Annotated in this window: 27 protein-coding genes and 1 pseudogene; 12 read left to right on the forward strand and 16 right to left on the reverse strand. The window is 66.9% G+C overall.

Annotated features, from left to right (window positions below; genetic code table 11):
• Positions 1-190 precede the first annotated feature (190 nt).
• Positions 191-1,489, reverse strand: a complete 1,299-nt coding sequence (locus D7D52_RS38215) for a hypothetical protein (protein ID WP_162958699.1) — start codon at positions 1,487-1,489, stop codon at positions 191-193.
• A 1,416-nt stretch (positions 1,490-2,905) separates the two neighbouring features.
• Here D7D52_RS38215 and D7D52_RS32425 point away from each other — a divergent pair.
• Both D7D52_RS32425 and D7D52_RS32430 read left to right on the forward strand, forming a co-directional pair.
• A complete protein-coding gene (locus tag D7D52_RS32425; RefSeq protein ID WP_120742505.1) occupies positions 2,906-3,349 on the forward strand; it encodes a helix-turn-helix domain-containing protein in 444 nt (147 codons plus the stop codon).
• Between the two features lie 876 nt (positions 3,350-4,225).
• Positions 4,226-4,786, forward strand: a complete 561-nt coding sequence (locus tag D7D52_RS32430) for a TetR/AcrR family transcriptional regulator (RefSeq protein WP_120742507.1) — start codon at positions 4,226-4,228, stop codon at positions 4,784-4,786.
• A 36-nt stretch (positions 4,787-4,822) separates the two neighbouring features.
• On the opposite strand, the gene D7D52_RS32435 is transcribed toward D7D52_RS32430, so the two are convergent.
• Positions 4,823-5,944 carry an alpha/beta hydrolase gene (locus tag D7D52_RS32435; RefSeq protein WP_120742509.1) on the reverse strand — a complete coding sequence of 374 codons (1,122 nt, stop codon included), beginning with the start codon at positions 5,942-5,944 and terminating at the stop codon, positions 4,823-4,825.
• Between the two features lie 723 nt (positions 5,945-6,667).
• Here D7D52_RS32435 and D7D52_RS32440 point away from each other — a divergent pair.
• A complete protein-coding gene (locus D7D52_RS32440; protein ID WP_162958700.1) occupies positions 6,668-6,823 on the forward strand; it encodes a hypothetical protein in 156 nt (51 codons plus the stop codon).
• Positions 6,824-7,119: 296 nt separating this feature from the next.
• On the opposite strand, the gene D7D52_RS32445 is transcribed toward D7D52_RS32440, so the two are convergent.
• Positions 7,120-7,356: a hypothetical protein gene (locus D7D52_RS32445; protein ID WP_120742513.1), complete on the reverse strand. Its 237-nt coding sequence runs from the start codon at positions 7,354-7,356 to the stop codon at positions 7,120-7,122.
• 676 nt (positions 7,357-8,032) lie between these two features.
• Between D7D52_RS32445 and D7D52_RS32450 the strand changes: the two genes are divergently transcribed.
• On the forward strand, positions 8,033-8,413 hold the full coding sequence (locus D7D52_RS32450; protein WP_120742515.1) for an STAS domain-containing protein: 381 nt from the start codon (positions 8,033-8,035) through the stop codon (positions 8,411-8,413).
• A gap of 124 nt (positions 8,414-8,537) precedes the next feature.
• Here D7D52_RS32450 and D7D52_RS32455 read toward each other — a convergent pair.
• A pseudogene (locus tag D7D52_RS32455) lies at positions 8,538-9,543 on the reverse strand (IS256 family transposase); the annotation flags it as partial.
• A gap of 1,129 nt (positions 9,544-10,672) precedes the next feature.
• On the opposite strand from D7D52_RS32455, the gene D7D52_RS38220 reads away from it, so the two are divergent.
• Together D7D52_RS38220 and D7D52_RS32465 are read left to right on the forward strand one after the other, a co-directional pair.
• On the forward strand, positions 10,673-11,446 hold the full coding sequence (locus D7D52_RS38220) for a hypothetical protein (protein ID WP_162958701.1): 774 nt from the start codon (positions 10,673-10,675) through the stop codon (positions 11,444-11,446).
• Entirely contained in the window at positions 11,443-12,411 is a 969-nt protein-coding gene (locus D7D52_RS32465) for a tyrosine-type recombinase/integrase (RefSeq protein WP_120742519.1), read from the forward strand. Before D7D52_RS38220 ends, D7D52_RS32465 begins: the two co-directional genes overlap by 4 nt.
• Before the next feature lie 360 nt (positions 12,412-12,771).
• On the opposite strand, the gene D7D52_RS32470 is transcribed toward D7D52_RS32465, so the two are convergent.
• From D7D52_RS32470 to D7D52_RS32485, 4 genes are all read right to left on the reverse strand, one after another.
• Positions 12,772-13,155 carry an STAS domain-containing protein gene (locus D7D52_RS32470; RefSeq protein WP_162958702.1) on the reverse strand — a complete coding sequence of 128 codons (384 nt, stop codon included), beginning with the start codon at positions 13,153-13,155 and terminating at the stop codon, positions 12,772-12,774.
• Between the two features lie 241 nt (positions 13,156-13,396).
• The gene (locus D7D52_RS32475; protein WP_425464587.1) at positions 13,397-13,879 is read right to left on the reverse strand and encodes a transposase family protein; all 483 of its coding nucleotides are present in this window, start codon (positions 13,877-13,879) and stop codon (positions 13,397-13,399) included.
• 400 nt (positions 13,880-14,279) lie between these two features.
• A complete protein-coding gene (locus D7D52_RS32480; RefSeq protein WP_120742523.1) occupies positions 14,280-14,480 on the reverse strand; it encodes a hypothetical protein in 201 nt (66 codons plus the stop codon).
• On the reverse strand, positions 14,477-14,689 hold the full coding sequence (locus D7D52_RS32485) for a hypothetical protein (protein ID WP_120742525.1): 213 nt from the start codon (positions 14,687-14,689) through the stop codon (positions 14,477-14,479). Before D7D52_RS32485 ends, D7D52_RS32480 begins: the two co-directional genes overlap by 4 nt.
• A gap of 365 nt (positions 14,690-15,054) precedes the next feature.
• Here D7D52_RS32485 and D7D52_RS32490 point away from each other — a divergent pair, with 365 nt between their 5' ends.
• Positions 15,055-15,735 (forward strand): enoyl-CoA hydratase/isomerase family protein, encoded by a 681-nt coding sequence (locus tag D7D52_RS32490; RefSeq protein WP_120744642.1) that lies wholly within the window; start codon positions 15,055-15,057, stop codon positions 15,733-15,735.
• A gap of 10 nt (positions 15,736-15,745) precedes the next feature.
• On the opposite strand, the gene D7D52_RS32495 is transcribed toward D7D52_RS32490, so the two are convergent.
• The 4 genes from D7D52_RS32495 to D7D52_RS32510 all read right to left on the reverse strand — a co-directional run bounded on the left by D7D52_RS32495 (position 15,746) and on the right by D7D52_RS32510 (position 17,729).
• Positions 15,746-16,009, reverse strand: coding sequence for a hypothetical protein (locus tag D7D52_RS32495; RefSeq protein ID WP_120742527.1), 264 nt, complete (start codon positions 16,007-16,009; stop codon positions 15,746-15,748).
• Entirely contained in the window at positions 16,006-16,947 is a 942-nt protein-coding gene (locus D7D52_RS32500) for an aldo/keto reductase (RefSeq protein WP_120742529.1), read from the reverse strand. Before D7D52_RS32500 ends, D7D52_RS32495 begins: the two co-directional genes overlap by 4 nt.
• Before the next feature lie 71 nt (positions 16,948-17,018).
• Positions 17,019-17,228, reverse strand: coding sequence for a DUF5302 domain-containing protein (locus tag D7D52_RS32505; RefSeq protein WP_120742531.1), 210 nt, complete (start codon positions 17,226-17,228; stop codon positions 17,019-17,021).
• A 33-nt stretch (positions 17,229-17,261) separates the two neighbouring features.
• The gene (locus D7D52_RS32510; RefSeq protein WP_120742533.1) at positions 17,262-17,729 is read right to left on the reverse strand and encodes an SRPBCC family protein; all 468 of its coding nucleotides are present in this window, start codon (positions 17,727-17,729) and stop codon (positions 17,262-17,264) included.
• Between the two features lie 159 nt (positions 17,730-17,888).
• Between D7D52_RS32510 and D7D52_RS32515 the strand changes: the two genes are divergently transcribed.
• A complete protein-coding gene (locus D7D52_RS32515; RefSeq protein WP_162958703.1) occupies positions 17,889-18,470 on the forward strand; it encodes a TetR/AcrR family transcriptional regulator in 582 nt (193 codons plus the stop codon).
• On the opposite strand, the gene D7D52_RS32520 is transcribed toward D7D52_RS32515, so the two are convergent.
• The 3 genes from D7D52_RS32520 to D7D52_RS32530 form a co-directional block, all read right to left on the reverse strand.
• The gene (locus D7D52_RS32520) at positions 18,471-18,995 is read right to left on the reverse strand and encodes a phenolic acid decarboxylase (RefSeq protein WP_120742537.1); all 525 of its coding nucleotides are present in this window, start codon (positions 18,993-18,995) and stop codon (positions 18,471-18,473) included.
• A 70-nt stretch (positions 18,996-19,065) separates the two neighbouring features.
• The gene (locus D7D52_RS32525) at positions 19,066-19,665 is read right to left on the reverse strand and encodes a hypothetical protein (protein ID WP_120742539.1); all 600 of its coding nucleotides are present in this window, start codon (positions 19,663-19,665) and stop codon (positions 19,066-19,068) included.
• Between the two features lie 132 nt (positions 19,666-19,797).
• On the reverse strand, positions 19,798-20,202 hold the full coding sequence (locus D7D52_RS32530; RefSeq protein ID WP_120742542.1) for a CD225/dispanin family protein: 405 nt from the start codon (positions 20,200-20,202) through the stop codon (positions 19,798-19,800).
• A gap of 169 nt (positions 20,203-20,371) precedes the next feature.
• Between D7D52_RS32530 and D7D52_RS32535 the strand changes: the two genes are divergently transcribed.
• Positions 20,372-23,737: a molybdopterin-dependent oxidoreductase gene (locus tag D7D52_RS32535; RefSeq protein WP_120742544.1), complete on the forward strand. Its 3,366-nt coding sequence runs from the start codon at positions 20,372-20,374 to the stop codon at positions 23,735-23,737.
• 5 nt (positions 23,738-23,742) lie between these two features.
• On the opposite strand, the gene D7D52_RS32540 is transcribed toward D7D52_RS32535, so the two are convergent.
• Positions 23,743-24,507 (reverse strand): IclR family transcriptional regulator, encoded by a 765-nt coding sequence (locus D7D52_RS32540; protein WP_281279148.1) that lies wholly within the window; start codon positions 24,505-24,507, stop codon positions 23,743-23,745.
• 49 nt (positions 24,508-24,556) lie between these two features.
• On the opposite strand from D7D52_RS32540, the gene D7D52_RS32545 reads away from it, so the two are divergent.
• From D7D52_RS32545 to D7D52_RS32555, 3 genes are all read left to right on the forward strand, one after another.
• Complete coding sequence (locus D7D52_RS32545; protein WP_120742548.1) at positions 24,557-24,796, forward strand: thiamine-binding protein; 240 nt, start codon at positions 24,557-24,559, stop codon at positions 24,794-24,796.
• A complete protein-coding gene (locus tag D7D52_RS32550) occupies positions 24,789-25,175 on the forward strand; it encodes a helix-turn-helix domain-containing protein (RefSeq protein ID WP_120742550.1) in 387 nt (128 codons plus the stop codon). The genes D7D52_RS32545 and D7D52_RS32550 overlap by 8 nt, the downstream gene beginning before the upstream one ends.
• A 254-nt stretch (positions 25,176-25,429) precedes the next feature.
• The gene (locus D7D52_RS32555; RefSeq protein ID WP_222932714.1) at positions 25,430-26,914 is read left to right on the forward strand and encodes a nucleobase:cation symporter-2 family protein; all 1,485 of its coding nucleotides are present in this window, start codon (positions 25,430-25,432) and stop codon (positions 26,912-26,914) included.
• Positions 26,915-26,960: the final 46 nt, after the last annotated feature.

Below are 26,960 nucleotides of genomic sequence, written 5' to 3' on the forward strand. Positions count from 1 at the left end.
ACTTCGTGACTCCATGTCGGCGAGACGAGCTGCGCACCAACATATTCAACGCACTCCCGAAACTCGGGACCGACGACGACTCGCACCCAGCCTCCGCGCCGCGAAAGCTCCTCGGCGACTGCCAGCATCGGCGAAACGTGTCCATGGGCGGAGTACGGCACGAAAACGAATTCCGCTGAACCCACCGCCCTCAGTCCCCCGCCCTCTCGAATCCTGTCATTTGCCCCGCGGCAACTCTGACCCTCCGCCAGCGTTCCCTCCCACGCTGGGTCCACGAACGGGTCTCGCCATCCGGAGGTTGCGGAGTACCCGAGACTCCGCTGATCTGCCGTCGTTCCAGAGAACGCGCGTATCTCTCGATACTCCGTTGCATGAAGGTCCGAATGCCGGTCCCCGGCAAGATCGTGAGTCCCCGATACGATGGCCGGAGCACACGTCCGAAGAGTGCGCAGGGAATAACAACGGCGAGTAGGACGGCCGTGAAATAGTGCAGGCGGTCCACCCAGGATCGGATCTGCGCCGACCGGGCGAAATCCACGACGACCCAGATCGTCACGAGTGTGAACGTGCAAAAAGCCGACAGCGCAGCCATCTGAAAGGCTCGGCGAACCAACCACGTCACCGTCGTGTGCAGCGTCAGCCCGATCATCAAGGTCAAAATCAGAACGGCACCGTATCGCGTCGGATAGTGCGCCGATCCAAGCCGACTCGGATAGACCCCCTCGAGCGTCATGACGGGCAAGGTAGCGAGCAGCGCGACAAGGAGCACATCTAGTGTCGGCCCCCAAAAGCGACCCGAAGGAATGAACCTCCACCATCCCGCCGACCTCCACGAGGCCCATGCGGCATTGTCGTCGCGCGAACCATCCTTTGCGGGCCATCCCAACAGCGCTCGAACTCGCACCAGGTCCTCGGCCGCGACGTATCGACGGACACCGGACTCCACTTGCGGCGCTTCCATAAGCCCTGAAGTCGCATCGATGCCCATGATCATGATCAAACAGCCGGCGATGAAAAGTGCCGCGCCGGAAATGATTTCACCATCCGACTGCGCGCCGAACAGCGATGCGAGCCCAACCCACACCGCGACCACCCCGCAAACGAACGCGGCCTGCCCCAACACCATGTGCCGGGCGTAGGCATCGGCCGCATCACCCCCGCTGGCCTCCACCTCGCGCGCGGCCAGCGTCTCGGGCGCCAAGGCCCTGACACCGCGCGCGGAAACATTCAACGCGATCACGGCGGTAGCGAAGACAGCGATCACCGCAGCACCGTTGGCAACGGACACGGTGGGCCTGAAGTGAACCACACCGCGGCCGCCGATACTCCACGAGAAGTTCATCCACGCCATCATGACGGCCAACACCACGTATAAGAGCACGCTGATGGAGATGGCCCAGGTGGCGCGGCGAAGATGCTCTCGGTAGCGCTCCCTCACCGAACCTGCGATCGCCTCGAATGGACCACTCGCATCCTGGGATTCCCCCATTAGCCCAGCACCGTCCGACGACATCGTTCTCCCCCCGAATACCGAATCAGATCAATCGATCTTCATCGCACCATCGCCATCTCGCAACCCAGGCCCCTCCCTTGCGGTCGTCGCACATCGGGCTGATCGACGATGTCTGTTACCTGAAGGGCGCCCCGCCGTACTCCCGGTTGATGCTGCCGGGCACCGGCACCGTTGCTCATTGTCAATATTGTCAATCTCGGGGTGCCGCCGGCGCTGCCGTTGAGGCCCGGGGTACGCCGACGGCTGCCTGGCGAATGCACGCAAATGTTGCTGTTGCCGAGGAAAACTGGAGCGACCGCTGCGGGTGATCGACGGTCTGGACCCAATCCGCCGAACGAGCAGACGCCATACCGGCGACAGGCGGGACAGTACCGATCGTCGACCTCGGCGTGGCAGCCGCGCCCACAACACCCACTGGGCGAAGCGGTTCAGGGCTGTGCGCCGGGCTCACGGTCTCAACCCCGAGGCGTCGGCGGCGTCTGATTACGCGTGGTCGCGCGAGCGTGCTTTGTGGGTTGCACACATGCCTCCGAGAGCCCGAGACGAGCCGGTGTCAGCGGGCTGAAGGGGCGGGCGGCCACCATTTTGACCGTCATTGCCCACGCGGCCGCCAACGCTGTCGCGCCCGCAACGGCGGTCGGCAGCGAATGCGTCAACACGATCAAGCCCGCCGCGAAGATCAGACACGCGAGAGCAGCCAGGGTCGTGCCGCAGAGATCCGCGCCGACCGTAGTCGAAATCCGATTAGGTATGTTCTGCGCCATGACTCACGGGCTCCCCGATCGATATTTTATTAAACCGTGATCGGCCGATATCTGGCGGTCAAAATCACGTTACAGCAGGTAGAAGACGCAAAATCGAAGATAAAATAACGGCTGTCCGGCTGAAAAGATACGTGCGAATGGCGCGTTTGTTATCGGCGTGTGCGACAAACCCCGAGTGGGCTGAAGACCGCAGGTACGAGCCGAGCCGGAACGCGGACGACCATCGGATACTTCGAACGCGGCGGCTGCGGCGACGTCGGGTCGTTGCGCGGGTGTCATGCCTGTTCCGGGGTGCCGATGCCTGCCGGGGTGTCCTGGTGCGAGTGTTGCGCGGATGAGTAGGCGCGCAGGCAGGCATCGGCGATGTGCGCGGTGGGTGGAGCACCAGCAGGTATTCGAGGCCGGCACCCCGAGAGGATGGGGTCGTAGCCGGGCTCGTTGCGTTCCTGTCCGCGACGTCCCCTTTGCGGCCTGGAGTGGCGGCGGCCTCGCGGCGCGGCGTGGCATCGCCGCCGGGGTTGGTGGCGGTTCTAGGATGGTCGCCGCTGTTGTGTCTGGTTTGGGTCGGGATGACCGTTGCGTGGGCCCGCCCCTCCCGCACCAATGGGTCGTCGTCGAAGGAGAGTAAGTGGCGGTGTCTGCGCAGTTCGACCATCTTGCCGGCAGCGACGAACGATTCGCGGCGAGGCTGCGTTGGCTGCTCGACCGGCCCGGACCGGACGGGCGGCCCATACACGCCCGGGAAATCTTCGCCCGGGCCAACGCTCGCGGCTACCGGATTTCGCGGCCGTATCTGTCGCAGTTGCGGTCCGGACGCCGCACCCGTCCGTCGGCCCAAGTCGTGGAGGCACTGGCGCACGGTCTCGGTGTCGAGCCCGAGTTTTTGCTCTGCGGGGCACCCGACCCCCAAGCCGATCGGCAGCATATCGAAGCACTGGCCGATGAACGGCTGCGGCGGCTCCTGCGTGCCGCGGCGGCCTTACCTGGTGAGTGTCAACAGATGCTCGCCGACACCGCCGAACGATTCCGCGCCGCCGACGAACTGCCCCCACTCGACTACACCGCCGGCTAGAAATTTCCCGCCCGGCATGACCATCAGCGGAGTCCGGTCCCGCTCGTCGCGAGACCTTGACGTCTGGAGCCCCCTACCGGTCTGTGCCTGCGGGCGCGTGTGAGGCGTCGTGAGTGCACGGGTCGCCCGGCGCGATCGGCGTGCCAGCGGGCCTCGTCGTCGGGTGCCGCCAACCATTTGCGGATCCCGTCATGGACGGCGCGCCAGCGCCGGGTCATCGAGTCCCTGCTGTCTCTGTTCTGGATCTTCATGCCATCATCTCGCCTGAATGGACAAGGGTCTCGCCTCAGCGTCTCGGGTGTGCACGCTGAGGCGCGACCCTCGTATCGGCTCGGACACCGAAGCAGTCACGTGCTGCGCCGACACCAAAGCACATACCGCCCAGCCGCTCACGCACACCGGTTTTCCCTGATCGTGGCCCCCTGCTGACCAATTCGTAACCAGGACCACCGCCCGGGCACCGCCAGTCCCCGTTGGCACGGCTGCGACGACCGCCAACTCACCATCGCCTACCTGCGCTACCAGTGCCCCCGGCCGCGCCGCCGTCGACACCGAAGCAACTACCCTCGCCGAGCTCACCGCCCCCGCCATGTCACGCTCCGATGGGGCCCGCGCTAGCCCTCGCCCTGGCGGGCACGGGTGTCATGGGAATACGGCATCCCTGCCAGAGCCAAATCCCAGGCCCTGCCGACCGTGGACGGGCGCGCGTGTCGTTTTTCGAAGTCGTGTTCGGTGCTGACGCGCGGATTCTGGTGCGGCTTAACAGGACTGCGGATCGTCGGCGTGTCCTGAATTCCTGCGCAGCGTTCCCTTGCTGGGCCTCTACTTGGCGGCTGGTCAAGATAGCATCGGGGCGGGACTAGGTCAGGACTGGAGATGCCTCGCAACAGACGTCCGCAGGATCGGGAAGAGAAGCGTGCCGAGATCGTGGTGGCTGCTCGGCGGTTGTTCGTCGAGGAGGGCTACGACGCGGCGTCGATGGCGCGGATCGCCCGCGACGCCGGAGTGGTGTCGAACACGCTGTACTGGTACTTCCAGGACAAGGACGCGGTATTGATCGCGGTCCTGGACGTGGTCTTGGCCGATTCGATGGCCGCCTACAACGAGATGCTGGATGCGAGCCTGACTGATCGGCTGGTGTGGCTGGTCGAGGAATTGGAGCAGCTGGGCCGGTTGGTGAGCACCGTGCACTCGCGCGCCGGGGAGTCTGCGGCCGTTCAGGAATGGCACGAGCAGTTCCATGCGCTGGCCGAGGGCTTGTTCCGGGCGGAGCTGATCGAGCTCGGCGTTCCCGTTGACGGTGTGGATCCGCTGGTCACGATGGGTGTTTTCGTTGTCGAAGGCTTGCTGACGCATCCGGCGGAACAGGCCGGGCGGCGTGCGGTGATCGAGACATTGCTCAACAGCGCTCGCAGTCTCGCCGCGACCGCCGGCTGAGTGCCCGGCCTGCGCACGTCCACGAGCCCGGGCGATCTACTGCGTGGCGGCTGCGGTGTAGTCGAATTGCGTTGCCAGGAAATGGAGTTGGTCGCGCACGGCGCGTTCGAAGTGCTCGCCTACGTAGATGTCGAAGTGGTCGCACGGGTAATTCTGAACGTGCACGTGCGCCAGGCCCTGCGCGCGCCGTCTCGTGGTCTTGGCGGGCGCGGCCGCGTCGTTGTCGCAGACGCACAGCAGTGTCGGGGTGCTGAAGCGGGCCAGTGCGCGACCGGGCCGATAGAGCGGAAGACGCAACGCGAGCCGTGCCGCCAGGGCGTTGGCGGCATCGAATTCACCGTTCGGGCCGCGCAATACACCCCACACGCTGTCGCGACCGACACCGGTCACGGGCTCTGGCTCGCCGTCGATCTCGGTCAACGCGATGTTCTTCGATACCCGGGCCCGCACCGACGGCAGCCGTGTCAACACCGCGCTGCTGCGTCGCGAAAGCCGGGTCCCCGCGGGCAGGAGCGCGGAAGCACCGGCGAGGGCGTCGGGTGAGGCGACGAACGCGGGCATCCAGGATGTGCCCGCCATCGGCAACAGGATCGGCTTCGCGCCGAACCAGGAACCGATCGTGTCGAGGACGCCTGCCACGGTCAGCGCGACCGCGCTCAGCGGGCCGGTCCGGATACGTGCGCGCAGCGACGCCGGTCCGTCGGTGAACGGGCACTGGGCCACGACCGCCGCGATATTCGTGTCTTCGGAGGCGACCTGAAGGACATGGCCGCCGCCGAAAGAGCTGCCCCACAACGCGATCCGGTCGACATCGATCTCCCGTAGCGTGCGTGCGAAAGCCAGAGCGGCATGCCAATCGGCACGCTGTCGGCGGATATCGAGCAGTTGCCGCGGCGCTCCGCCGCTGGCTCCGAGGTGACGGTAGTCGAACACCAGCACCGACCACCCCGCCTCGGCGAACCGTTGCGCGAAGGCGTCCAGGCGCATCTCCCGCACCGCCCCGAGCCCGTGCCCCATGATCACCATCGGACGCGGCCCGTCCAAGCCGGCCGCGGTGTACAGCCATGCCGCGCAATCGTCCTGACCCGAGGGAAACGAAACCTCACGCCGCCGCACCGCCACCGCCTCGTGCCGATCGGCAGGTCCACTGATTTCCATGACTCGCGTCCTCCCGCTCCATCGCTCTTCTTGGACGACATCCAAGAAGCAGCTTCCGGCTACGGTAGAGACTTCTTGAACGGCAGTCAAGAAGAGGCTAGGCAAAATCCTCGTGAGGGACACCACCCGAACCCCTCTAAAGACGACTTCGCACACCGCTGAACACGGGGCCGGGCATCGACACCCTGTATCCGCCGCCGCCAAATCAGCGGATCGACGACCGCCGGATTTCACCCCGAGTATCCGATTCGCGGGGGTTGGCCTGCGGAAAGCGCGTGACTTCCCTTCGGCGTGGTAGCCCCGCGGGTGCCCATTGTGCTTCTAGCATGATGGGCGGTCGATCCGGCTCGGGTCGGACGGCCTGCCATGGGAGAGTGCATACCTCGCCCGGTCCCTCCGCCGATGGACCGGGCGGGGCTCTTCTCCCCGGCCGCTCGCTGCGGCTGGGCAGACCCGAATACGACGCGCGCTCCGGAGCCGGCGAGGCAGTGGCCATTGCCGGTGTCGGACGACGGCGCGTGGGAATCCAGCACGGCCGCCCCAAGGTTAGGGGCCTGGACGGTTCGTTTCATCGGCGGGATTCTGCGCAACCCTGTGCGGGTCAACAGTTTTGGTCGGCACCGGCGTTGCGGGTGCGGCGTGCCGGCGATGAGCATGTTCGCGCTCGATGATTGCGGGAGGTGTGGGTAAGCAATGGCAAAGGTGAAGCGGTCAGGGAGCCTGTTGGCGTCTGTGCAGGTCCAGTGGTCGCCACGGCAGCAGGCGTATGTGGCGTGGTCGGAGCAGTGTCCGGGGCTGTGCTGCGTGGATCGGTGGTCGTCGCTGGCCGCGGTGGACGCATTGATCGAGACCGCCGCCGACACGATGCCGGACGAGTAGGGCACCAATTCCGGATTGGTGCCGGTGGGCAAACGGCGGACGTAAGTCGTTGCGCTGCATATTATCTCGGATACGGCGCCCGCACGCGTTCAACGCTGCACGCGGCGGGCTAAGAGTCAGGCGCGGCGGCGAAAGCGAGCGACGCCGTCGGCGGGCTCGTCGGGCACCTCCTGCAGCCCACCGCAGGAGGCGCTTGGCCTGCAATACGCCCAACCCACGGGAGCATCACTCATTGCTCGGCGCCCAACGTGCTCGCACCCGATGCCCGCCTCGCCGTCGGCCTTGCGGTCGGCTCGTCACCGGCTTTCGGAGCCACGCCACGCATGTCGGCCTTCGTCGTCGAAGGAAGATGCTCCGATCGGCCACCACGGCGGATCCAGCCACGTCGGCACCGGCGTATCCAGGCGCGGCAATTGCTCGGTGGGCTCGTCGAGTTCACGATGCAACTGAGCCGAGAACGCCTCCAGACTGCCGTAACGATCCAGGATCTGCACCAGCAGCGCCACCGCGCTGTCCCGGCCGGGCTTGTCCATCGCGATCCTCTCATGAAAGGGCATCCACGCATCGACGCCGCCGACTCACACTGGTCGCTGCAGCGCCATCGGCGGGGCAGGCAGGGCATGCCGCCCTGGTTGGGTGCCCGCGCCCGCCGACGGGCACTGCCAGCAACAGCGTGGTTCCGGTTGCTGGCCGGACCCAGGGGCGCGCCACCAGGGCAGGGTCGCGCGCCTCGAACACCCCTACCTCACAGATGCCCAGTGAGTTGCCAGAAGATCGGCATCACCACTGCGCAGCGGTCTCGTGATCGGAATGCCTGCCCACAAGTTAAAGCATCCGACGCCGTCAGCGCCGGAAAACACGCCACAACCTCACGCCCCCGCCCCGGTCTGCGGGCCGTTCGCCTCAGATGTCCGATCAGTAGCTGTCCACATCCACACACCGCCGACCGCCCTGCGCTTCCACATCACCCTTTGTCGCCAACTCACGAATCTTGACCCCGCAACACGTCGATGGATATAGGTCCGGCGCGACACGCCGAGGACTCAAGCTCGCTGATGGCCGCTTAGGTGAAAGATCTACGCCCGCAACGCATGCCGGTGGCAGAAGTTTGGCACGTACCGTCAGCGGCGTACCGGTGTGGTGAGTGTGGAAAACTGATACAACCGGATTACTGCGGTGTGTACGCACCCCTGCGAAGAGGACCCTTCGATGCACGATCCGAACCCCACCCCCCTGCTGACGGTGCACACCCACAACGTCGGCGACGCCATGGTCGTGACCGCGACCGGCGAGATCGACCTCAACTCCGTGCCCGTGCTCGAGCGGGCACTGCGCGACATTCTGATAAAAGATCCGGAGACGGTGGTGGTGGTAGATCTGTCCACGGTCAGTTTCCTCGGATCGACCGGGATCGCTGTGCTGCTGACCGTCGCCCAATCCTGCCGACAACCGCTACGCCTCGTACCGTCCTATCCGGCGCGACGCCCGCTGGAAGTCACCGGCGCGGCGGAGTTGTTCATCATGTGCGACAACCTCGACACCGCCACAGAACCAGTGAAGAACCGCGCGTCCACGATTCCAGAGCCGTAGCCGAACCGGCCCTCCCCCTTCGGCCGCTTTGCGCGGCCGACATGACGAGATCCACTGGCCGGTGGACACTGGCCAGCGTGGACGACGCCCGGAGATATTGTCAAAACCTGTGGATCGGTATGTTTCAGGCGACCTCCTGTCCCGCTGATGCGGCGGCCGGTTCGGTCGGGGTGATGTCGGTCGGCCGTTGGAGGAGTTTGCCCTTGTGGAACAGGGCACCGTTGCGCACGAGCGCGACCAGATCGGGCGCATTGACCTTGCGCCACCTGGTCTGAGCGGCCTCGATCAGCTTGAACGCCATCGCGATTCCCGCCGCGCGTGAACCCGGACCCTTGGTTACCTTGGCCCGCAGCCGGACCGTGGCGAAGGTCGACTCGATCGGGTTGGTAGTGCGCAGATGGATCCACTGCTCGGCCGGATACCGATAGAACTCCAACAGCACGTCGGTGTCGCCGGTGATCTTCGCGACCGTCTTGGGATACTTTGCCCCGTAGTCGATTTCGAATGCCTCGATCGCAAGCTGGGCCTTGTCGATGTCCTCGGCGTCGTAGATCTCCTTCATCGCCGCGGTCGCGCCGGGGTGTGCCGATTTCGGCAGCGCGGCAGCGACATTGGCCTGTTTGTGGAATCAGCAGCGCTGCTCGCGGGTCTGCGGGAACACCTCACGCACCGCCTTCCACAATCCGAGTGCCCCGTCCCCGACAGCCAGCACCGGCGCGCGCATGCCGCGGCGGCGGCAATCACGCAGCAGATCCGCCCACGATTCGGCCGATTCGCGGAATCCGTCACTCATGGCGACGAGCTCCTTGCGGCCGTCGGCGCGCACCCTCAGCATCACCAGCAGGCACAACTTCTCCTGTTCGAGCCGAACTTTGAGGTGGATGCCGTCGACGGCACAGGTAGACGTAGTCCACATTCGAAAGATCGCGGGCAGCAAAGGCTTTGGCCTCGTCCTGCCACTGCGCAGCCAACCGGGTGATCGCTGAGGCCGACAATCCGGCCCCGGTGCCGAGGAACTGTTCGAGGGCCGGGCCGAAGTCGCCGGTCGAGAGCCCGTGCAGATACAGCAGCGGCAGCACCTCGCTGATCTGCGGGGACTTGCGCGCCCACGCCGGCAAGATCGCCGAGGAGGGAGATCGAGACCAGCCCGGCGGTGTGGACTCTCGCCTACAAGGGATACAGCGGCGGCGGACGCCTGGACATCTGGGTGTACTCCGACCAGGACACCGCCCTGCGCGAGTGTGCGGAATTGGCACTCGAATGCGGTCTCGACGAAGACCCCGCCAACATGCGGCTGTTAAACGCAAGAAGTACGCCGAGATCCTTCAACGCTACGAACAGGAACGCGCCGACCACATCCTGCGGGTCCAGACATCATTCTTCGTCCTCGGCGACTGACCGCAGGCTATTGCCAGCTAGAGCCAGTTGACATTTCGATGTCTCTCGCGCACTGACATTTTCGTGTCGCGTCGCAGGCAGGCCAGTCCTGCCGCGGTTCGGTGGCGAGTTCGCGGACCAGGTTGTTCAGGTAGTAGATCCGGTCCCCGGCCGGACGGGGTGCCCCCGCCAAGGCGCGCCCATGACGCACGGCGAGGTGCCTTCAGGGGCTGGTCACCAGGTCTGGTTACCGCGCGCACCGCTGCGGCCAGGGCGACCGCCGGCGGGATCCACGCCCGCCCGCCGGCCAGCAAGACCCAGTCACGATCGGCGGCGATCACGGCCAAATCGCGGTGAACGACCGCTCCAATACTCGCTATGTATCCCATCGCCGCTGGCGCGGAGCTGGACCCGACTGCGAGATGAATCACCGAGTACCCGCCAGGACAGACCAGCCGGGGCCCCGACAAACCGTTGGATTCCAAATAGAAGCCGATCGCACGAGCGATATCGCCCTCGAACTCGATGCCGATGACGTACGACGCGGGCACCACCCACGGCACGGCGCTTTCGTTGCTGCCCGGAAACGAATGCTGAGCGGATGCTGTCCAGGCCGACGCGCCGCCGGAACAAATGCCCGATACCGCGATGTTCGCTGACATGGCCGAAGATCGCCGATGTGTCCCATCCTGTTAACCGGCACAGAATCATTACGGACACCCCCAGCGTAGAAGCAACCCGATACACACCCGTTGCCCCTATATTTCAACTTGCTCCCCGTTTCAGACCCCAAACCTGCCGAATATACGTTACTAACGCACCATAACCGACAAAAGCGGCGAAACTTTTTCGAGGAGAATCACTGCGATAAAATGTCCCCAGTTGGCAAACATCTCGCTATATTATCTCGGCATGGATTATCTACGGGTCGCCGATTCCGGCTATGGAACGGGTTTTGCCAGGGAATTGCAGTCCGGAGAAAGACTGCTGTTGTCGCATGCATTGTTCGAATTGGTGGTAACCGCTGCCGAACGAGCGAGTAGCGGTAGCGGAGGATGTGCCCGCTACCTCGCTGACAGTCTCGATCCGGCGGAAGTTCGCGAATTGCAATTGAGTGTTGCCGGAGTGTGTGCTGTCGTGGCCGAGCAAATACAGGCATGGATGGCGGTGGCGGCGGAAACCGCCCTCGACCATGCGGCAGATCTCGGCGATATCGCCTCGGTCACCGGTTTGGGGCGCGCGGAGGCCTATGACCGCTGGCGGCGCACCGAAACCAACGCCGCGGTAGCGCTGGTCATCTCTCAACCCTGGCCCGACGCGGTGCCGCAGTCGTCCAAGAGCAGATACGACAATGATCGCGGTTGGTGGCGGTTGGGCCCGAGTGTGCGTCATGACGCCCAGTACGCGGTGGTCGTCGTGGATCGTCGTGTTCGTCGCGTGTACGCGATCGATCCGACCGGGTGGCAGTGCGACTCGTCCGGCAACGCCTGGCGCTTCGAGGCGATCGGCGCGACGACCCTCACGCAGCCTCAGATCGATGCCGCGATGGTGCGCGGAGTGTTGCCCGCGCGTCCGGGCGAGCGGTTTCCGGCTCCGTTGAACAGGGGCTGCACGCCGTGGCGGGTCGGCACCGACGTGGGGAGCAATCCTCGGTGACCCAGGAACCGATGCAGGTGGGTGTGCCTCCGGTCCTCACCGTACGCGCGGCCGCCGAGCAATTTCTCGACTCGCTCGAGTCGCCGAATACCGTCCGCGCTTACCGTATCGCTGTCTTGCGCACCATCGAGCGCATCGACACAACCGAGGGCCCGCACCGGGAGAGACCGTTGGCGACGCTGACATCGGCCGAGGTCGGTCACGCGCTGGAGTCGTTGTGGGCCAAGGCTTCTGTCAACACCTGGAATGCGCGCCGGGCGGCGGTCGGCGCATGGCTGCGATGGTGCGATGACCAGGGATGGCCATGCCCCACGGTGCCGCGACAGTTACGGCGCGCAACGCCGCCCCTGTTGCCGGTAGCTGCGGTCTCCGCCGCCGCACTGGACGCGCTCACCTCCCGCACAGATGTCCATCTGCGGGAGAAGACACTGTGGTGGATGATCTTCGAGACCTGCTCCCATCCCCGCGAGTTGCTCGCTGTCGATATCGAGACGCTCGAGTTGCCCGAGCGTCGATGCCCGGCGCCAGGGCGCAGCGGCGAGCACGCCGCAGCCCGTGCCGTGGCGTGGGGGCCACGGACCGCCGCGCTTCTTCCCCTTCTGATCGGTGACCGCACCCGAGGACCGCTGTTCGTGACACATCGGCGTGGCCGCCGCAGCCGGGTGCTCCCCTCAACTGACGTGTCTCCCGAGACCGGTCGCGCTCGACTCTCGTACAACCAAGCCCGCCACGTCCTCGAGACCGTGACCGACGGGCGCGGCGCAGGGTGGAAACTTCACAACCTGCGCCATTCGGGCTTGGCGCATCTGGCCGCCTCCGGCTGTGAGGTAAGCGACCTGATGGTCAAAGCCGGACCCATCCGGCCAACCCGGCTGGGCCGCTACTTATCTGCCGCGACCGCTGCCCTCGAGATGCCCAGCTCGACACCACCGCCCCGTGAGTTCACGCACCGCCTCACCGGCTGAGCGAGCGTCACCGCCGACGCTGAGGCGCTGATCGCCGATGCTGGTGTGCGGCCGCGAGCCGCGCGCGCGGACAAGGGGACTTCGTCGTGCGGTTCCCTCAGACTGATGGCGCCAATCTCACGAACCGCGACCGAGAGGCCGGACCCCCGCCCCTGTTCATCCTCCCGGTGACCGGGCCGGCCCGCAGGCATGGAACGCGGGGGACGCTCCAGGGAATCCGCCCCCGCCGGTGTGGGTGCCGGGCGGAGTCTGCACCGGCTGGGACGACCACCGGTCGGTGTTCCCACCCGCCTGGGCAGGCTCCGCCACGATCACAGGGATATGCCGTGCGCGCCGGGCGCACGGCCGGTTCGGCGCCGTCTACGATTCGATCACGGATGTCCGTATGGCCTGGTTGCGCGTCGGTTCTGTGACGAGGTCGAGATTTTCGTACAGGATGAACAACTGCGCCGCGCCGGTGACTTCCAACGGGCGTCGCGCCGGGTAGGAAGGCACGAGCCGCATCGGCTGTCGGCAGGATTGGGCGGCGGTGAGCAGCACAGCGATCCCGGTCGTTCCGAGGAAGCTGACCGCGGACAGATCCACCACCACCGTCTCCGGATGTTGTGCCAGAACCTCGCGCAGTGCCCGCTCGAGTACCGGCGCGGAGTTGAGGTCGATTTCGCCGGTCGCGGTCACGACAATGGCGCCGCCGGCGGTGTGGATGTTCACCGCGAGCAAGGGAATGGGGTACGGATCGTGCATCGAAGGGTCCTTCGCGTAGGTGCGTACACACCGCAGTAATCCGGTAATAGCGGCATTGCACACCGCCCACACCGGTACGCCGCTGACCATCCACGCCAATTGTCCGTCACTGACATGCGCTGCGGGCGTTGATCTTTCACCCCCGATGACCGCCGCCGCGAGTCCTCGGCGTGTCGAGGCGTCGGCACCTCGAAGAATTTGTGACCCGGGGGACAGCTCACTGAGGTGATCTCAGCGACTTTCATTGGTGTCGGCCGTGTTCGAAATGGGTGAGGACGAGTGCGGCTTTGACGATGTCGCCGATTTTCTCGGGGCTGGTGGTGAAGTGGTGCAGGGCGCGCCAGCGTCCGGTGAGCAGGGCGAAGCCGCGTTCGGCCAGGCAGCGCAGCCCGCGTAGCAGAGCGTTCCGGGTGCGGGTGTCGATATCGAGGTCGCGGCCGTCGCTGGGCTGTTTGACCGGGGTGTGCACCCCGATCCCGGCGCCGTCGTATCCGGCGTCGGCGAGGGTCGAGGCGGTCGAGCGGCTGATACCGAAACCGGCACCGAGCACCGCGATGTCCTCGCGTTTACGGAACCAGGCCAGCACGAACATCGCCTGCCGAAACGGTGTCAGCGCCCGGGCACCGCGGCGGGTGCCCCGGGCTCGCCGTTGGGCGGCCAGCAACCGCGAAACATGGCAGACCAGCTCCCGAGACACGTCGAGCATGGCACGATAGGCGATCACGTGGAGTCCTTCAGGCATCGGAATTCTGTGGGAGAAAACCGGTCTACCTGGGACTCCACGCCCATGACCGGGCAAGTCCCGAAACTCCCGAATGCCCGAATCCCTCAAGCACACACCGAAGTTGATGAGATCACCTCATTGATGCGCCAATTTCCCGAGTTTTGAAATCTTGCTGTTTATTCGGCGGGATCGGTTGCGTTGGGTCGATCTAGGGTCGGCCTTGCATCTGCGATGGTGGGCTGGCGGCCGGTCTAGGGTGTGGGGCGTGCCGCCGAAGGTCGAGCCTTCGCGCCTCGGGGCGGAGTGCAGACCACTGGTGTCGCCATTCTGCGGCAAGGTCACTTAGGCCGTTGCGGCAGAGCCGAAGCGGCAGAACGTCACCAGGCTTGGCCGTCGGCCGCTACACCGGACGTTCGTGACGGAGCCTCAGCGACCATGCGAGCGGCGGCGGATCGTCTTCATCCTCGATCCGCCGCTGGATCGCCTGGACCGTGCGATCTTTCGGGATGCGCTCGGGCCAGAAGATCGCCGCCAGCCCGACGGCCGAGGGCAGCACGAACACCATCACCCACCCGAAGGTCACCCACCCGCCGCCGGTCACCGCGGCAGCTCCTTCCGCTCGGGGATATCGCGAACGCTGATCGGTTCGACGTCGATCACTTGGACAGCGAGCCCTTCGAGCGATTCGACATCGGCCTCCAACTCGGCTAGCTCGGCGGCGTAGGTCTCCGGATCGACCGGCCATCCGTCGCGGCCGACGATCGACCACGATCCATCCGAGTGCTGCAAGTACTGGTGTCCGCTGTCCATCTCGTCTCGCCTCTCTCGGGCGGTGGGCTGAATTCAGCCTCTCCGTGACGCGGCAGTGACAGAACCCGGTTAGTGTTCACAGGTGTTCGCAGAATCGGATGTGACTGGCCATCTGCTGCGTGAGCTGCGCACAGTCGCCGGTACCGGTCCGGATTGGAGCTGACAAGTGCCCGCCATAACGATCACGGGCGATCTGCGGTATCCAGAACGATCCAAAATGTCTGGTAGACAGAATCTTTCAGCACCTCGGAACGGTTCGAATCCCAACACGTCCACCAAAGGCCTCTCGCCTGCCTTGCAGGTGGGAGGCTTTTTCGTTGCTGGGATACCTTCATGGGATGCCGTACTTGGAGCAAGAGGGTCAGGTGTTCGTCGCCTATTTGGGGGAGCGGGGGGAGGGGGAGGGTGAGAATCGGTTTCATCCGGATTGGGTTCGTGGGATGGAGGATCTGCTCGATCGGGTTGAGGGGAGTTCGGGGGCTCGGGGGCTGGTGACCGTGGGGGCGGGGAAGTTCTACTCCACGGGGTTCGATGTGGAATGGGCTGCGGCGCACCCTGAGCGGATCAATGAGAATGTGGGGCGGCTGTTGGGGTTGTTCGCGAGGATCGTCACCTTGCCGATGCCGACGGTCGCTGCGATCAACGGCCACGCCTATGGGGCGGGTGCCTTTCTGGCGGTTGCGCACGACTATCGAGTCATGCGGGGTGATCGCGGGTATGTGTGTTTTCCCGGCGTCACGTTGGGTGTCAATTACGCCCCCGGGATGGTGGAGTTGGCGCAGGCGCAGCTGCCGTTGCCGCTGGCTCGGCGGGCCCTGGTCACCGGGCATCGCTACGGTGGCGCCGAGGCGTTGGCGGCGGGCTTGGTCGACTCGGTCGCCGGGGAGGACGACGTGTTGCGGTCCGCCGTGGAGTACGCGCAGAGCCTCGCCCATACCGCGGGACCTGCTCTCGGCCACGTCAAATCGACGCTCTATCGAACAGCCACCGCCGCGTTGCTCGGCTCTGTCGCGGAATACAACCACGACTCGTCCGCGTCCCAGTAGCGATCGGCGATCAGCAGTCCGGTTGGAAGGGGTAGCAGGTGCGCCGGCTGGTGGTGGGGGCCGGGGTGGTCTGCTGGCTGATGGCTGGGACCGACGAGTGGTGGGGTGGGGTGGAGTTGTCGCCGGTGCTGTGTCCGGCGAGAAGGATGATCAGGAGGAGGGCGCCGAAGCCGAAGACTATGGGGAGGGCGAGGACTCCGAGGATCACGTAGAGGAGGCGGGGGCGGAAGGGACGGGCTGGGCGGGCGGGGCGGCGGGGTTGGGGGCGGGTCATTGGGAGGCCGCGTTGAGACGGGTTACTTCGGTGGGGGTGAGGGTGAGGTCGGCGGAGGCGAGGAGGGCCGAGAGTTGGTGGGGGGTGCGGGCGCTGGCGATGGGGGCGGCGATGGCGGGTTGGGCGCGGAGCCAGGCGAGGGCTACGGTTGCGACGGGGACGGAGTGGATGGCGGCCACTTCGTCGAGGGTGGACAGGACTTGGAGGCCGCGGGCATCGAGGTAGCGGCGGGCGCCTGCGGCGCGGGGGCTAGCGTCGGTGGGGTCGGTGGTGCCGGGGCGGTATTTGCCGGTGAGGAAGCCCATGGCGAGGCCGTAATAGGGGAGGACGGCCAGTTTTTCGCGGACGCACAGGTCGGCGAGGTCGCCTTCGTAGACGGTGCGGTCCATCAGGTTGTACTGCGGTTGCACGACTTCGTAGCGGGCCAGGCCCTCGCGGTCGGAGATGGCGAGGGCCTCGCCCAGGCGCGGGGCGGTGTACTGGGATGCGCCCAGGTGGCGGACCTTGCCGGCGCGGACCAATTCGTCGAAGGCGCCCAGGGTTTCGGCGAGGGGGACGGTCTGGTCGTCGTGGTGGGCGTAGTAGATGTCGAGGTGGTCGGTGCGCAGGCGGCGCAGTGAATCATCGACGGCCGCATGGATATTGGCGGCGCTCAGGCCGGGGCGGGCGGGCAGTTTGGCCACCTTGGTGGCGATGTGGATGGTGTCGCGGTTGCCGCGGGCGGCCATCCACTCGCCGAGAATGGTCTCGGATTCACCGCCGGAATTGCCGGGCGCCCAGGCGCTGTAGGCGTCGGCGGTGTCGATCAGATTGCCGCCCGCCGCCGCGAACGCGTCGAGCACGGCGAAGGACTGCTCCCGATCCGCGGTCCAGCCGAAAACGTTCCCGCCCAGGCACAGCGGATAGATGTCGAGGCCGGTGGTTCCCAAGGGTGCCATGACGCCAACCTAGCTTCGTGGCGCCGGGAACGCCCGCCGACGCCACGGACAACTATGCTCCCGGACACCTGTCAGCCGCCCGCCCGGCGCCGGAAGGTGCGCTTGCCGCCCGCCTGTGCGTGCGCGCCCCGCACCTTGCCCGAATTGTGGGACGCGCCGCTCGCCGCCGCCTGGCCGTTCTTGTGTTCGAGCGCCTCCCGGAACTTCCGCTTGGTCGCCTCCTCCGGCGACTCGGCGGCGCCTTCGATCTGCTCGCCTGGAACTTCATTCGTATCGGCCATGGGCTCACCCTATCGGCCGATCCGCCACGCGGTTCAGGAGACGTGCGAAAGCTCCACTGCCGACTTGATTCTCGCGATCGTCGCCTGCATGCCCGCCACCATTTCGAGATCGAAGGGCTCCTCTCCGCCGAGGAGGTGTTCGACGATGGTGCGGGAGATCCAGGTTGTGCCGGACGGGGGGACGGTGCGGCGGTGGGTCAATGTCGAACCCGTGGGGGTCGGGGTGATTTCGAAGGACCAGACGCTGTTGTTGCTCAGCGTGCGGAACGCGATGACGCGGCCGGGTTCGAAGCGTTCGATGCGCGAGGTGGTGGGCCAGTATTTCCAGCCCTGCCGGTTCATGTTGAGGGTGCGAGCGCCTTCGCGCACGGTGCCCAACGGCCGCATCAGGCGGCACTGCTCGCTCCACTCCGGCATGCGGCGCAGGTCGGAGACGGCGCTCCAGACCTGTTGCGGCGCTGCGTCGATGGCGATGGTCGCGGTCAGATTCTGCTTGGTCATGGCAATCCCCTGTGCCGAGAAGTAATCGTTCGCTGATTCTAGTAATCAATTGATTGCATGGTCAATGCATGTGATTGCAGGGGTGAGGCGGGGAGTAATAATGACCGGATGGACGCACCTGCGACAGACAGAACAGGCGGTTCGACGCGGGAGCGGCTGATGCGGTCGGCGCTGAAGTTGTTCGCGGACAAGGGGTTCGCGGGGACCACGGTCGGCGATATCGAGGGCGACGCGGGGCTGGCTGCCCGCGGCGGCGGCTTCTATCGGCACTTCCCCTCCAAAGAAGGAGTGCTCGCCGCAGCGGTGGACAACCACATCCGAGAGACCGAGCAGGGGCAGGCCGCCGTACTCGGCTTGCTGCCGCTGGGCGACCTGCGCTCGGAGTTGACGCTGGTGTGCCGCTGGTTGCTGGGCGCGATCGAGCAGCAGCGTGATCTGTTCCGGGTGGTCGAACGCGACGGCGACCGCTTTCCCGAGCTGCGCGACCGCTGCCGCGTCCATCTCATCGATGCCGCTCATCTGGCCGCCGTCGAGTTCACCACGCGCTGGGCGGCCGAGACCAGCCATCCGTCGCGGGATCCGCAGGCGTCGGCGGCCATCATGATCGGCGCGGTGTTCAACTACTGCCATTGCCGATGGACGTACGGCCAGTCGCCGCTCGGCGTCGACGAGGACCGCTTCATCGGTTCCTGGGTCGATTACTGCTACGACCTGATGACCGGATCGGCCGGGTCGGCGTGATCAGTTGGTGCGGTCGGCGTAGCCGAGGGGGAGTTTGGCCGGGGGACAGTCGATGACGGTGTCGTCGTCGAGGTCGCGGATGGCGAGGTAGGTGATGCGGCCGGTGGAGGCGACGAGGGCCTGGGGGTAGGTGGGGCCCCGGTCGCGTTCGGCGATGATCTGGTCGAGGTTGTCCTGGTAGCGGCCGAGAGTGCTTTCGGGGAAGTCGAGCATCCATTGGGGGTAGCAGATGGTGGTGTGGACGCTGCGGCCGCCGAGCCAGGCGATGAGCACTGTGACCGTGCCGGTCGGCTCCACCCACGCGATCTTGTACTGGTCGCCGCCGAGCTGGATCATCTTGACCGGTTGCTCGGTGGACCAGCGGCCGAACATGGGACCTTGCAGGCAACGAAAGGCGACCGTGTACGGATTGCGTACGTAGAGCTCGTATTTCCAGCCGTTGTCGTACGCGTAGATAAGGTGTCGCCCGACGATGCCCGAGAGGTCACCGGCCATGACCGGTGCGGCGGCATCTTCGGCGCTCATCGCTAACTCCTCTCGGCCGACCTGCGTCGAGACCCGGGTGTCGGAGTCAGCCTAACCGCTGGTCACGGGTTCACGGCGTATTTGTCCCCGGGATCGGACCGGTGGCACCGTCGACCGCGCCGACTGCCGCACCCACCCCCGCCCCGAGCGCGGCGAAGGGCGCCGCGACCATCGCGTAGCCGAGCGCCGCGCCGACGACGGGGACGATGACCAGGCCGATGGGGGCGAAGGGCAGACCCGCGATGAGCCCGCTGACCACGCCGATGACCGCGCCGGTGGAGGCGATCGGGGCGGCGGCGGTGGCGCCGACGGCCGCGCCCACCGCGGCGTCGCCGATGACCGCCTTGGCGATGTGGGTGGCGCGGGCGGGGTCGAGGCCGGCGGCTTCGAGCGATTGGGTCAGGGCGGTTTCCGCGCCCGCGGAGGCGGCATTGATCTGCTGGGTCTGCTCGGCCGTGAGCCAGACCGGCTGCTCGAGCTGGACGGTGCCGATGTGGATCTGGGAGTCGGGGATATCGGTGGCCGGCTGCACCGCGGCGGGCGGCTCATCGGCCAGGGCGGGCGCGGCGGCGAGCGTGACGAGAGTCAGGGGCAGGACCGCGGCGAGCGCGAATCCGGTCACCCGGCGCGAGAACGGACGAACCGGGCGGGTGGGCGGCTGTGTGCCCATAGGGAACCTCATTCCGAAACATCGATGCCTATCGCAGCTGGATTCGAAACGAGTGCCCGTCCGGATGTGTGCAGATTCCGCCAATCTGAAAGAGGATGAGGCCCAGGGGCTTTCCTTCCCGGGCCCGGCGGGTCAGCCGCGCCGCATGCGCGGGCCCGGACCGCCCCAGTTGCCGTGATGGCCGTGATGACCGTGGTGCATGAGCAGCAGCATGAACCCGAGGTAGAGGACGGCGAAGATCACGAACAACGCGCCGCCGATGCAGAGCGACAGGATGCCGAGATAGCGGGCGCGCTGCGAGGCGTGACGCGCGCCGTCGACGTCGCCCTCCGTCCACAGCGGAAACACGTTGAAGGCGTGGGTGAATGCGGAGAACGACAACGGCCAGAAGAAGAGCAGGGACGCCACGGCCCAGCCGATATTGTTGGCCGGCCGGATCGGTGCCGGTGGCTGTTCGGTTGCCGGTGCCGGTTCGGCCGGCGGGATCTCGGTGGTTCGCGGCTCGTCCGGGCCGACGCCGGGTGCGGGGGTCGTCATGGCGGAATCCTTTTCGAATTGCCTGGTCCGCGAGTTTTCGCGACCTGTATGGGGTCGATTACGCCTCCGCTTCCTGGTAATCGGCGGTGAACCGCCGGTGAGATTGCTGCGGAGAAACGAGGGCAAAAGTCCCGGTCGTCGCGAACGGCCGGAATCCTAGACTGGGTGCGTGGAAATCGCCGGTTACTGCACGCTCTGCAAGTCGCGGTGCGGCGCCGTCTACACCGTCGAGAACGGCCGCCTGACCGGAGCCCGGCCCGACGCCGACCACCCCACCGGCAAGGCCATGTGCCCCAAGGGCCGCGCCGCCCCCGAGATCGTGCACAGCACCCGCCGACTGACCACTCCGCTGCGCCGCACTCGCCCGAAGACCGACCCGGACCCCGGGTGGGAGCCGGTCTCCTGGGAGACGGCACTGACCGATATCGCCCGGCGGCTCACCGCCCTCGCCGGGGAATCCGGGCCGGAGTCGGTGGCCTTCGCGCTCGCGACGCCCTCGGGCACCTCGCTGTCGGACAGCACCGAATGGATCGAGCGTTTCGTCCACGGCTTCGGCAGCCCCAACACCGTGTACAGCACCGAGATCTGCAACTGGCACAAGGATGCCGCGCACGCCTTCACCTTCGGCGCCGGCCTGCCGGTTCCGGACTACGCGACCACCGATCTGGCGGTGCTGTGGGGTTTCAACCCGGCCAAGACGTGGCTGGCGCAGTCGGCGGACCTGGCCGAGGCGCGGGCGCGCGGGGCCCGGCTGGCGGTGATCGATCCGCGCGAGTCGACCTCGGCCTCGGGTGCGGAGCACTGGTTGCGGGTGCGCCCCGGCACGGATGCGGCACTGGCCCTCGGACTGGCCGGTCGACTGATCGAGACTCGCGGCTACGACGAGCGTTTCGTGCGTGCCTGGACCAACGCGCCGCTGCTGGTCCGTCCGGACACCGGGCGATTCCTGCGTGTCGCGGACCTTTGGCCGGGCGCCACCGGGTACGTCGCCTGGGACGCGGTGGCGGGCGAGCCCGTCCGCTACGACACCGAATTCGCCGCCCCCGCACCGGAACGATTCGCCCTCGACGGCACCCATCGGATCGTCACCCGTGATGGAATCCTGGATTGCGCAACGGCTTTCGATCATTACGTCCGCGCCTGCCGGGAGTGGCCGCTGGCTCGCGTGGCACGCGAAACCTGGATCGACGAGCACTGTATCGCCGCGCTCGCCGACGAGATCGCGCACGCGGAATCGGTGTCCTACTACGGGTGGACCGGAATCGGCCAGCATGCCAATGCGACCCAGACCGACCGGGCCATCGCCACCCTGTTCGCGCTCACCGGCTCGTTCGACGCGCCCGGCGGCAATGTGGTGTTGCCGAAACCGCCGGTCAACGTCGTCTCGGATCGGATCGGCCAGCTCTCGCCGCGACAGCGGGCCAAGACCCTGGGCCTCGCCGAACGTCCGCTGGGCCCGCCCGCGCAGGGCTGGGTCACGGCACGCGACCTGTGCCGAGCGGTCCTGGAGGGCGAACCGTACCGGGTACGCGCACTCGTCGGCTTCGGGGCCAATCTGCTGATGTCCCAACCTGATTCGACGCGCACTAGCCGCGCTCTCGAGGCACTGGACTTCCAGGTGCACCTGGACCTGTTCGAAAACCCCACCGCCCGCTACGCCGACTATCTGCTTCCGGTGAACAGCTCGTGGGAGCACGAGGCGCTGCGCGTCGGCTTCGAATCCAGCCACCGCGCACAGGAACACGTGCAACTGCGGTCCCGCATCGTGGATCCGATCGGCGAATCTCGTTCCGACATGGACGTGGTCTTCGACCTCGCGACCCGAATGGGCATGGGGGAGTTGTTCTTCGACGGCGATATCGAGGCGGCCTGGAATCATCAGCTCGCGCCGCTCGGCCGTACCGCCGCCGAACTGCGCGCCCAGACCGGCGGCGTCCGGATTCCGCTGCCGCGCGAATGCCGTAAATACGAGACCGCCGGATTCGCCACACCGACCCGCCGGGTGGATCTCTACAGCGAAAGGCTTGCCGCCCAAGGCTATTCACCCGTCCCCGAGTACACCGCGCCCGCCGCGCCGGATGCCGCCTTCCCGCTGGTCCTGACCTGCGCGAAGAACGGATACTTCTGCCACAGCCAGCACCGGCACCTCAACTCCCTGCGCCGCCGCTCACCCCACCCCCGCGTGGACCTGAACCCGGAAACCGCCGCCGCACGCGGCATCACGGACGGCCGGTGGGTGACCGTGTCGACCCGGCTCGGCAGCGTCCGGCTGCGGGCTCGCCTGGACGCCTCGTTGCACCCGGGCGTCGTAGTCGCCGAATACGGTTGGTGGCAATCGAATTCGGATCTCGGACTGCCCGGCGCGGACCCGGTGACGGCCGACGGCAGCAACTACAACCTGCTCGTCGACGACGAGCACACCGACCCGGTGTCGGGCTCGGTGCCCCTGCGGTCGTTCACCTGTGAGATCGCGCCCGTACCCGTGGAACCCGAATGGGAGGGCACCCGGACTTTCACGGTCGCGGCTGTCGACGCGGCCGGCCCGCAGGTGCGCGCGCTGCGACTGGTCCCCGAAGACGGTGCGCCGCTGCCGAATTACCGCCCGGGTCAGCATCTGACACTGCACGCCTCTACGCCGCCCGGCGATGGCACGGCCCTGCCCATCACCCGCAGCTATTCCCTCACCGGTCCGGCGACAGCGGCCGACCGTGACGGCTACGGGCTCGCCATCCGCCACGTACCGGGCGGCGCGTTCTCGGGCTACGTCCACAACGACCTTCGCGCCGGCGATCGCGTCGAAGTCGGTTGCCCCACCGGATCTTTCCGCATCCCCACCGACTGCGACCACCCGGTGGTGATGCTGGCGAGCGGCATCGGCCTCACGCCGTTCCTGTCATACCTCGAAACCCTGGCCGCCACCGGCGGCACGGTGCCGGAGATCGTATTGCACTACGGCGTAAGCAATTCCGCCCACCATTCCTTCCGAGACCGACTGCACGAACTCGCCACCGCGCTCGGTCCGCGACTGCGCATCGTCACCCACTACTCGCGTCCCCTGCCTGAGGACCGCATCGGCCTGGATTTCGATATCGCGGGCCGCATCCGCGCCGCCGACGTCTACTCCGGCCTGCTCACGCGCCGTGCCCGGTTCTACCTCTGTGGTCCCGCCGCCATGCTGTCCACCGTCACCGCGCAGCTGCGCGAGCGCGGCGTACCCGGCTGGGAGATCTTCTCCGAACGCTTCGCCACCCCCGCCCGCACCCTCGCAGTCCCCGAGAATGCCCGCTACAGCGTGCGTTTCACCCGCTCCGGCCGCGAGCTGACCTGGACCGAACGCGACGGCACTCTGCTCGAGTTCGCCGAGAAGTCCGGCTTGGCGCTGCGCAGCGGTTGCCGTGTCGGCCAGTGCGAGAGCTGCCTGTGCACCGTGCGCAGCGGTTCCGTCGGCCACTTCGTGGACACCGCCCACCTGGACGACGACGCGTGTCTGCCCTGCCAGGCCGTCCCGGCCTCGGATCTCGAGATCGATGCCTGAGCGGCTCAGCGCAGATCGTCGGACAGTGATTCGGCGATCTCCGTCAGCAGCGGCGCGGCCCGCTCGATGAGTTCCTCGGTCATTCGGCCCACCGGCCCCGACACCGAAATCGCCAGGCGGGCAGGGGCTTTCGGCACCGCGACGGCCACGCATCGCACGCCCAGCTCCTGTTCGCCCTCGTCCATGGCGTAGCCGACGCGCGCGGCGACATCCAATTGCGCGGCGAATTCCTCCGGCGTGGTGATGGTGCTGTCGGTGTAGCGCGGCATTCCGGTGCGCGCCAGCAGTTCCCGGGTCAGCTCCGGCGGCGAGCCGGCCAGAATCGCCTTGCCGACGGCCGTGCAGTGCGGCAGGACCCGGCGGCCCACCTCGGTGAACATGCGCATGGAATGACGCGACTGGACCTGCGCCACATACACGATCTGATCGCCGTCGAGCATGGCCATGTTCGCGGACTCGCCGAGCTCGTCGACCAGGCGCTGCAAATGCGGGCGGGCCAGTACGGCCAGCATCTGCGAGGAGCTCTCGCCGAGCTTGATCAGCTTGGGCCCCAGCACATATTTGCGCGACGGCTCCTGATGCAGATAGCCCAGATCCACCAGGGTGCGGACCAGGCGGTGAATGGTCGGAAGCGGCAGGCCCGATTCCGCGGCCAGCTGGGACAGGCCCATCATGCCGCCCTCGTCGGCCATCAGCTCGAGCAAACCGAATGCGCGCTCGATGGATTGCACGCCCCCGGCACCGGCCTTGGGCCCCTTGACTGCGGGCACTCCCGGTCCTCCTTCATTTTCCGAATGCCGGAATAGTAGCCTGACGCCCATGCGGCTACGCGCGGAGTTCACGACCGAACCGTTCCACGGCGAAGGGGAGGCGCCGCCGCATGCGGTGGCGGCCCTCGACCTCGCCGAATCGGCCGGTCTGGAATGCGATTTCGGTCCGCTCGGCACCTCGGTGTCGGGGACGGACGACAAACTACTGCCGGTGCTGGGCCAGATCATGGTGACCGCCTTCGCGCACGGCGCGACGAGAGTAACGATGCAGGTCGAGCAGGATGACTGAACGTTCGCCGGGCACGGCCCATCCGGTACTGGTGACCCTCGCCCCGATTCTGGAGAAGACCGGCGGCCGACTGGTCGACCCCGAAAAGGCCACCGCCGACGACATTCCGGTGGTCTGGGAGGGCGAAACCCTGGCCTGCGTGCGCTTCGGCGCCCCCGAACCGGACCCGCTCGCCGGTCTCGACAAGATCCTCGACGAGGTGGCCACCGAACTGGGCGGTCCGCTGACAGAGCTGCCGCGCGCCGACAAGCAGCGTGCCGTGCGATTGCTGGAAGAGCGGGGCGCGTTCACGTTCCGCAAGTCCGCGGAGACGGTCGCGGCGGCGCTGGGCGTCACCCGCTTCACGGTCTACAACTACCTCAACCGCGAACGGGCCTGAGGGCCCGCGGCCGCCCGCGGTGCTCCCGCACGCCCGGGCGGCCCGTTCGGCCGACAGATATATATTCAACGGATTGTTGACCCTGCTTTGTGGCCCGTGCCACTGTTCTCGTCTAGCGGAATGATCCTTCCGCTGTCCGAGAGAGGTAGCGCCAATGGAGACGTTGAGCGAACGCGGCTCGAAGCCGAGCCGAAATGCGTGGGCGGCAGACCTGTCGGTCACAGCGGATCAGCCGCGGGGGGACCGGACCTGCTGTGAGTGAATCCAATCCCGCCGCACCCCATTCCGACCCCGCCGCACCCCATTCCGACCCAGAGTCCCCGGCCGAGCCCGCCGACCGCACGGCAGACCTCGGTGAGGGATCCGTCTCCGTGGCGTCCGGCACCGTCGTCGAGCTCGAGAAGCATCCGGTCGATGTCGTTCCCCCGCCGTTCCAGCTGATCGCGGGCGGTCTGCAGCACATCGCGGCGATGGTCGCCGGTGTCGTCGCACCGCCGCTGATCGTCGGCGCGGCCGTCGGCCTGAGCACCGGCGAGACCGTCATGCTCATCACCGCGAGCCTGTTCACCGCCGGCCTCGCCACCCTGCTGCAATCGCTGGGCTGGTGGAAGTTCGGCGCGCGGTTGCCGCTGATCAACGGCGGCTCCTTCGCCGCGGTCGGCCCGATCCTGGCCATCGCCAAGGACGCCCCGGGCCGGGCGCTGCCGATCATCTTCGGCGCCACCCTGGTCGCGGGGGCCATGGCCGTGTTCGCGGCCCCGTATTTCTCGCGGCTGCACCGGTTTTTCCCGCCGATCGTCGGCGGCACGGTCATCTCGCTGATCGGCCTGTCGCTGCTGCCGGTCGCGCTCGGCTGGATCAGCGGTGCGGGCGAGGGGGCCATGGGCGAGGCGCACGTGCCGCTGAAGAATCTGGCCGACGCCGCGTTCGCGCTGGTGGTCGTGCTGCTGTGCCACCGCTTCCTGAAGGGCTTCGGCCGTCAGCTGGCCCTGCTGATCGGTCTGATCGCGGGTTCGCTGCTGGGTTGGCCACTGGGACTGCTGGATACGGGTCCGGTGCGCGGCAGCGCGCTGATCGGGTTCATTCCGCCGTGGCATTTCGGCGCGCCCCAGTTCGAGATCGGCGCGATCGTCTCGCTGTGCATCGTGATGCTCGTGGTCATGACCGAATCGACCGCGACCATGATCGCGCTCGGCGAGATCGTGGATCGCCCGGCCGAGGAACAGCACATCGCGGGCGGTCTGCGGGCCGCGGGCGTCGGCACCATGCTGGCCTCGGTGATGGGCGGATTCGCTTGCGGCGCTTTCGCGCAGAACGTCGGCCTGGTCGCGCTCACTCGGATGTACAGCCGCTTCGTGGTGGCGGTCAGCGGCGGGCTGCTGGTGCTGCTGGGCCTGTTCCCGGTGGCGAGCGCGGTGGTGGAGCTGGTACCCAAGCCCGCCCTGGGCGGCACCGGTCTGGTCCTGTTCGGCACGGTCGCCGCCAGTGGCATCCGCACCCTGGCCAAGGCCGATCTCACCGATCCCATCAACTCGCTGATCGTCGGCGTCTCGCTGTTCATCGGCATGACCCCGACCGTGGCCCCGTCGTTCTACGCCGGTCTGCCGGGCCCGTTCTCGATCATCCTGGCGTCGGGCATCAGCGCGGGCTGCCTGACCGCCCTGGTCCTGAACCAGCTGTTCAAATCCCGCGTGAGCAACGCTCTGGCAACTGGCACGCCGGCCGCCCAAGGCTCTTGATCTTCGTCGGCAAGCCTGCTTGTTGAACGCTGTGACCAGCGGTTTC

The organism is Nocardia yunnanensis (genome assembly GCF_003626895.1).
In the GTDB taxonomy this organism is placed as follows: Bacteria; Actinomycetota; Actinomycetes; order Mycobacteriales; family Mycobacteriaceae; genus Nocardia; species Nocardia yunnanensis.

Bases quoted from the DNA above. Each gene is read 5' to 3' on its own strand.
- D7D52_RS38215 (WP_162958699.1), bottom strand. From the start codon at position 1,489: ATGGGGGAATCCCAGGATGCGAGTGGTCCATTCGAGGCGATCGCAGGT.
- D7D52_RS32430 (WP_120742507.1), top strand. From the start codon at position 4,226: ATGCCTCGCAACAGACGTCCGCAGGATCGGGAAGAGAAGCGTGCCGAG.
- D7D52_RS32435 (WP_120742509.1), bottom strand. From the start codon at position 5,944: ATGGAAATCAGTGGACCTGCCGATCGGCACGAGGCGGTGGCGGTGCGG.
- D7D52_RS32445 (WP_120742513.1), bottom strand. From the start codon at position 7,356: ATGGACAAGCCCGGCCGGGACAGCGCGGTGGCGCTGCTGGTGCAGATC.
- D7D52_RS32450 (WP_120742515.1), top strand. From the start codon at position 8,033: ATGCACGATCCGAACCCCACCCCCCTGCTGACGGTGCACACCCACAAC.
- D7D52_RS32470 (WP_162958702.1), bottom strand. From the start codon at position 13,155: ATGCACGATCCGTACCCCATTCCCTTGCTCGCGGTGAACATCCACACC.
- D7D52_RS32485 (WP_120742525.1), bottom strand. From the start codon at position 14,689: ATGGACAGCGGACACCAGTACTTGCAGCACTCGGATGGATCGTGGTCG.
- D7D52_RS32495 (WP_120742527.1), bottom strand. From the start codon at position 16,009: ATGACCCGCCCCCAACCCCGCCGCCCCGCCCGCCCAGCCCGTCCCTTC.
- D7D52_RS32500 (WP_120742529.1), bottom strand. From the start codon at position 16,947: ATGGCACCCTTGGGAACCACCGGCCTCGACATCTATCCGCTGTGCCTG.
- D7D52_RS32505 (WP_120742531.1), bottom strand. From the start codon at position 17,228: ATGGCCGATACGAATGAAGTTCCAGGCGAGCAGATCGAAGGCGCCGCC.
- D7D52_RS32510 (WP_120742533.1), bottom strand. From the start codon at position 17,729: ATGACCAAGCAGAATCTGACCGCGACCATCGCCATCGACGCAGCGCCG.
- D7D52_RS32515 (WP_162958703.1), top strand. From the start codon at position 17,889: ATGCGGTCGGCGCTGAAGTTGTTCGCGGACAAGGGGTTCGCGGGGACC.
- D7D52_RS32520 (WP_120742537.1), bottom strand. From the start codon at position 18,995: ATGAGCGCCGAAGATGCCGCCGCACCGGTCATGGCCGGTGACCTCTCG.
- D7D52_RS32525 (WP_120742539.1), bottom strand. From the start codon at position 19,665: ATGGGCACACAGCCGCCCACCCGCCCGGTTCGTCCGTTCTCGCGCCGG.
- D7D52_RS32530 (WP_120742542.1), bottom strand. From the start codon at position 20,202: ATGACGACCCCCGCACCCGGCGTCGGCCCGGACGAGCCGCGAACCACC.
- D7D52_RS32545 (WP_120742548.1), top strand. From the start codon at position 24,557: ATGCGGCTACGCGCGGAGTTCACGACCGAACCGTTCCACGGCGAAGGG.
- D7D52_RS32550 (WP_120742550.1), top strand. From the start codon at position 24,789: ATGACTGAACGTTCGCCGGGCACGGCCCATCCGGTACTGGTGACCCTC.